This window comes from Aquificaceae bacterium (assembly GCA_037722135.1).
Classification (GTDB): domain Bacteria; phylum Aquificota; class Aquificia; order Aquificales; family Aquificaceae; genus Pampinifervens; species Pampinifervens sericum.
The window spans coordinates 1-5,974 of the sequence record JBBKAW010000048.1 but is presented as its reverse complement, the minus strand read 5'-3'; the positions used below and the strand labels follow the sequence as shown (position 1 = coordinate 5,974).

Here is a 5,974-nt window from a genome sequence, read left to right as displayed (position 1 = left end):
ACCCTTTTGCCCGATGCCTTGTATGTGTTTATAATCTTCTCAAACTCATGGTCTTTTCTTAAGCCAGAACTATTATCAGGGTTTAGTATTACTATTATCTCCTTTTGGCTTCTCAGCTGGGCTAATCTTTGGTGATGCTCCCCGTAGTTTGCGTCCGCAGGGTAAGAATATAGAGGCACAAGTATGGCGGATATTTTAACTATCTGCTCCTGAGAGGAAGTAGAACCAGACCCTCCACATCCTAAGAGCGTGGTAAAGGTAATAAACTAAAGAGCCCAAAACCTTTTCATTTTTACCTCCCGAGAAAAAAATTTGTAATATAATCTTTTAAGGCATATAGGTTTTGGAGGTAAAAAATGGAGAAAAACTGGAGCGTGGGAACTGTATATCTGAACGACAAGACACGAATAATAGTAATGGGCATAACAGGAAGGGAAGCCTCTCAAGTGGTAACAGAGTCTGAAGCTCTATATCCGGGTTTTATAGTGGCAGGCGTAACGCCAGGAAAAGGCGGTTCTGAGGTGGCTGGGAAGCCTGTCTACAATACGGTCAAAGAAGCCTTGCAGAAACATCCAGAGATAAACACAGGCTTAGTTTATGTGCCACCAGCCTCTGTAAAAGATGCGGTTATAGAGCTTATAGATGCAGGCATAAAGGTCATATTCATAATCACCGAGCATGTGCCAATAAGGGATACGGTCTACTTTTACCACTATGCGAAGGAAAGAGGAGTGATAATAGTGGGTCCCACCTCTTTGGGTTGTATGATGCCTTGGATTCCCGCAAGGATTGGAGCAATAGGGGGTAAAAACCCTTCCATAGCTTACGAAAAGGGTGGACTCGTGATACTTTCCAAATCTGGTGGGCTTACCACCACCACTGCGGAGATGTTTAAACGCAGAGGGTGGGGTGTTTACATGGCTCTTGCTTTAGGTGGTGATGTAATATCTTGCACTACCTTTGCGGATGCTTTGGAAAATATAGCGGATGACCCAAACGTGAAGGGTGTAATAATTCAAGGCGAAGTGGGTGGCTCTTACGAAGAGCAGGCTGCAGAAACCATACTAAGGCTTTGGAAGGAAGGCAGATGGAACAAGCCGGTAGCTGCCTTTGTAGCAGGAAGATTTCAAGAAAAACTTGAAGGTGTCTCTTTTGGACACGCAGGTGCTATAGTGGAAAGGGGTAAGGGTAAAGCCACCGATAAGATAAGAGCCTTCAACGAAGTTGGCAAGATAACAGGGCTTGTCAAGGTTGCGGAGTTTTACCATGACCTTGTGCATTGCATAGAGGAGCTTGGAGTTCCAAGAGACTTTGAGGACACAACACCAGAGGGAAGAGTCAAGCCTCTGTATTCTACCATTGATGAGAAGACCTGTCAGTTTATAGGTTGATTTGTTGAAGTTTTCATTGGACTTTAAGAAGGCTACACATTGATAGCAGACCAGTAAAGGTGTGCGAGAAGGCACGCATAGAAAAATACAAAGCATTAAAGTGTATAGTATTTGCACAGTTCACAAGGGAGCTTATAGTCCCATTGCCTGTGAAACCTCTTACAAGGGAAGTCTTTTCTTTTTCAGCCAGTATAAAAGTGTAAAGCCAATCAAGATAAAAGTAACCATTACAGAAAAGGGATAAGCCAGAGGTTTGTTTATCCTCAACATGGTATCAAGAAGGAAAAGAAATAAAAGATAAAAGCCGTAGGCTACAAATATGAAGGATATAACCTGAAACAGGTAATGCTTTACTTTTTTGCCCATTTAAGCCTCCAAGAGCTTTTGTATAGTAAGGCTTACGCATTCTGAGAGTGCTTTTAGATTGTAGCCTCCCTCAAGAGCAAAGAGGATGGGTATGGAAAACCTCTTAGCATTTTCAATGAGATGGTTTACAAGCCTTCCAAAACCCTCTGTGGAAAGGTTAAGGTATGTTAGCGGGTCATCCTTGTGAGCATCGTAGCCTGCGGAGACAAGAAGAAACTGAGGGGAGTATTCGTAAAATAGCTTAGGGAAAACTTCACCGTATATCCTATCAAACTCCTTGTCTCCAGCGCCTGCAGGAAGAGGTTCGTTGTGAGTAAAGCCATAACCCTTGCCTGCACCCTTTTCTTGAGAAGAGCCTGTGCCAGGGTAGAAGGGATATTGATGAGAAGAAAAGTAGAAAACCCTGTTATCTTCGTAAAAGCTCCTTTGAGTGCCATTTCCATGGTGGGCATCAAAATCCACTATAAAAACCCTTTCAAAGCCCTTCTGGAGAAGGTAGTGTGCGCCTATGGCAATATTGTTAAAAAGGCAAAAGCCCATAGCCTTGGCATATTCTGCATGATGTCCCGGAGGTCTTATTGCACAAAAGACCGCATCTACCTCTTTATTCAAAAGCCTGTCTATGCCTTCAAGCACTCCACCCACCGCATAAAGTGCTACATCGTAAGAAGCAGGAACTGTGTAAGTATCTGGGTCAAGGTATCCACCACCTCCTGCGCAAAAGTCTGCTACCTCTTGAACGTATGCAGGGTCATGGTTTAGGGAGACTTCCATGGCGGATGCTCTTCTGGGGTTTATGTGAACAAGCTCCCTTAAAAGCCCTCTTCTCTCAAGCTCTTGTATTATGGCTATTAGTCTGTCCTTGTTTTCTGGATGACCCTTCCAATGGTGCTCAAGGTATATGGGGTCGTAAACAAAACCTGTCTTCATGAAGATGATTATACTCCAAAAGTGCTATAATCCTTTTCCTATGGAAAGGTTAAGAGTTGAAAAACTAAAGGAGTTAGCAAAAAGAGGACAGGCTTATCCCTATAGGTTTGAAGTAAGTGCACAGATAGGCGATATAAGGAACAAGTATGAAAAGCCCACAGAAAACAGAGAGATTGTCTTAAGAGGGATTGTAAAGAGGTCTTCAAAAATAGAAGAGGGCTATCTTTTAAGGCTTGCAAGTTCCAAAGGCGTGGAGATACTCGCCATAACACAACAAGAACTAAAGGTTGGGCAGGAATACGTCCTTATGGGAAAACTTGGTAGGTATGAGGGGAAGCTTTGCCTTTATGATGCGGTCCTATCGGAGGGGCAAGCTCTTGAAATAGAAGACATAAAGCCTCTGTATGACCTTGACCCTAACTTTGAAGAGGTATCTGTTGCAGGGAGGCTTATAACCCTTAGGAGCATGGGTAAGGCTATCTTTGGACATTTGCAAGATGCTACAGGTAGAATACAGATATACCTCAAAAAGGACATAGTGGGAGAGGAATCCTTTAAGGAGTTTGAAGAGCTTGTGGATACTGGAGACATATTGGGTGTAAGGGGCAAGCTCTTTAGGACAAACACAGGAGAGCTAACGGTAGAGGTAGAGAGCTTTCAGATACTCTCAAAAAGTTTACACCCTATGCCAGAAAAGTGGCACGGCATAAAGGATGTGGAAGTAAGATACCGCCAAAGATACCTTGACCTAATAGCCAACGAAGAAGCAAGGAGGATTTTCTTACTGAGGAGCAAGGTCATCAAAGAGCTTAGAAACTTTTTAGACAAAGAGGGCTTTCTTGAGGTGGAAACTCCCATACTACAACACATAGCCTCTGGAGCTAATGCAAAACCCTTTATAACCTATCACAACTACCTTGAACAGAACCTATACCTTAGAATAGCACCAGAGCTTTATCTCAAAAGGCTAATCGTGGGTGGCTTTAACAGGGTCTATGAGCTTGGTAAAAACTTCCGCAACGAAGGCGTAGATACCACGCATAATCCAGAGTTTACCATGGTGGAGTTTTATACCGCTTATTGGGACTACAAGGACCTTATGGACTTTACAGAAAGGCTTTTATCGCATGTTCTACTTTCAACGGTGGGTAGTCTAAAGCTAACTTATGGAGGTAGAGAGCTTGACTTTACACCACCATACAAAAGGTATAGATACTTTGAGCTTTTGGAGGAAAAAACAGGTAAGGAGAAGGACTTTTTCCTAAGAGATTTAGAGGGTCTAAGAAAGCTTGCAAAGGAAATAGGAGTGCCAAAGGCAGAGACCTTAACTCATGCCAAACTCATAGATAAGGTTTTTGACCTTTTAGTGGAGGATGAGCTTTGGGGTCCTTGCTTTGTTTTGGACTTTCCAAAGATACTTTCGCCCCTTGCCAAAAGCCACAGAGAAGACCCAGACCTTGTGGAGAGGTTTGAGCTTTTTGTGGCAGGAAAGGAGCTTGCCAACGCCTACACGGAGCTAAACGACCCCTTTGAGCAAAGGGAGAGATTTTTACAGCAGTTAAGGGAAAAGGAGATGGGAGACGAAGAAGCTATGCAGATGGATGAGGACTTTATAACCGCCCTTGAGTATGGCATGCCACCAACCGCAGGAGAGGGTATAGGTATAGACAGACTTGTGATGATATTGGCGAATGTGGATTCTATAAGGGAAGTTATACTCTTCCCCGCTTTGAGGAGGGTCTGATGGAGCTTGAGAAAAAGCCTGTAAAGGAGTTTAAGGCAAAGGTAATAAAAGTTATCCAAGAAACGCCAAGCACAAAAACCTTGGTCTTTGACATAAGCCATGTGGACTTTGACTTTTACCCCGGGCAGTATATGATGGTGAATGTCCCTTACGAGGGGCAGGTGTTAAAAAGAGCTTACTCTATTGCAAGCCCACCCACTCAAAAAGAGACCCTTGAGCTAACCATAAAGAAAGTGCCAGAAGGCAGAGCCTCTACCTATCTCACAGAGAAGGTAAAGGAAGGAGACGAGTTTCTCCTAAAGGGACCCTATGGAAAGTTTGTGTGGCTTCCTCAAATGGGCACAAGCCTTGTGCTTATAGGTGCAGGAAGTGGCATCGTGCCTCTTATGTGCATACTAAGATACATAGTTTCTGCTAAGTTAGAACACGTGAAGGCTACGCTTTTATATTCAAACACCCACTATGAGGAGATAATCTACAGAGAAGAGTTAGAGAGCCTGGATAAGCACTCAAACATAAAGGTAGTCCACACCCTTACACGCTCTCATCCACCAGATTGGAAGGGATACACGGGAAGGATAAATGTGGAGATGATACTAAAAGAGGTGGAGGATATTCCTACAAATCTCTACTACCTTTGTGGACCACCAGCCTTTGTGGAAGACATAGCAAGCATGCTCCTTGAGCTTGGAGTGGATAAGAACCAGATAAAGAAGGAAAAATACGACTAAGAGATGCTTTCAAGAAGTCTTAGGTTTATGTATGCTCTCTCTACGCTCTGTGGGTCGTATGTGCCTCTTAAAAAGTCCTGTAGCATAAGTTTTAGTTTGTCTCTTTTTTCTTCCTTGACCACCCTTTGGTCTTCGTATACTCTTTCGTTGCCAAAGTCCAGCATAAGCCTGTCATCTATATTCCACACTCTTCTTGGCTCTGGATGCTCCCATGCAACACTTAGGCTAAAGGGCACTTCATCTATGTAGCCTTCAAGAGTCCATATGTTTTTTTCTATTCTAAGGTCTCTAAGAACTATGTTTTTGGAAATTCTCTGAAGGAGATACAGGTCATGCCAAGCGAGGTCCCAAAGGGGCGAAATGTAGCCTTTTGCTCTTCCAAACCTCTCTATCTTTATGAATTTTTTTGGTCTTTGCAAAAAATCCACACACACCGAATAGCTTTCCACCTCTGAGATATACAGGTTTGGGTAGTCTTTTATCCTGTCAAACTCCTTAGAGCTTAATGCGGGAGGCTTTTCAAGAAGAAGAGATGTTCCTTTTTTTAAAAATTCTTGAGCTATACCTACATGCTCCTTTGGGTCTACTGCTACTATAACTGCCTTGAGCTCTTCTTTAATATCTCCAAAATGACAATAGAAAGGGTAAGGCTTTTTTTCCTTGTTTGGGTCTATATCGCACAGAACCAGTTTCTCACCAAGCTCCTCTAACTTCCAAAAGTATTTGTTTCCCATATTGCCAAGACCTACCAGTAAAACATGCATGTATAGAATTTTAAGGGAATAGCCATAAACTTATAAATCTCAAAAGAT

6 protein-coding genes are annotated in these 5,974 nt (G+C 43.0%); 3 read left to right on the top strand and 3 right to left on the bottom strand.

The features are described 5' to 3' along the window. Positions 1-356: 356 nt before the first annotated feature. Complete coding sequence (locus WKI49_03550; GenBank protein MEJ7621577.1) at positions 357-1,391, top strand: CoA-binding protein; 1,035 nt, start codon at positions 357-359, stop codon at positions 1,389-1,391. Between the two features lie 159 nt (positions 1,392-1,550). Here the strand turns inward: WKI49_03550 and WKI49_03545 are convergent, their stop codons facing one another. Together WKI49_03545 and WKI49_03540 are read right to left on the bottom strand one after the other, a co-directional pair. Next, positions 1,551-1,757 carry a hypothetical protein gene (locus tag WKI49_03545; GenBank protein ID MEJ7621576.1) on the bottom strand — a complete coding sequence of 69 codons (207 nt, stop codon included), beginning with the start codon at positions 1,755-1,757 and terminating at the stop codon, positions 1,551-1,553. Beyond that, on the bottom strand, positions 1,758-2,687 hold the full coding sequence (locus WKI49_03540; protein ID MEJ7621575.1) for a histone deacetylase: 930 nt from the start codon (positions 2,685-2,687) through the stop codon (positions 1,758-1,760). 40 nt (positions 2,688-2,727) lie between these two features. On the opposite strand from WKI49_03540, the gene lysS reads away from it, so the two are divergent. Continuing rightward, positions 2,728-4,431, top strand: a complete 1,704-nt coding sequence (gene lysS / locus WKI49_03535; protein MEJ7621574.1) for a lysine--tRNA ligase — start codon at positions 2,728-2,730, stop codon at positions 4,429-4,431. Next, the gene (locus WKI49_03530; GenBank protein ID MEJ7621573.1) at positions 4,431-5,162 is read left to right on the top strand and encodes a ferredoxin reductase; all 732 of its coding nucleotides are present in this window, start codon (positions 4,431-4,433) and stop codon (positions 5,160-5,162) included. Before lysS ends, WKI49_03530 begins: the two co-directional genes overlap by 1 nt. Here WKI49_03530 and WKI49_03525 read toward each other — a convergent pair. After that, entirely contained in the window at positions 5,159-5,926 is a 768-nt protein-coding gene (locus tag WKI49_03525) for a Gfo/Idh/MocA family oxidoreductase (protein ID MEJ7621572.1), read from the bottom strand. The genes WKI49_03530 and WKI49_03525 overlap by 4 nt on opposite strands. Positions 5,927-5,974: the final 48 nt, after the last annotated feature.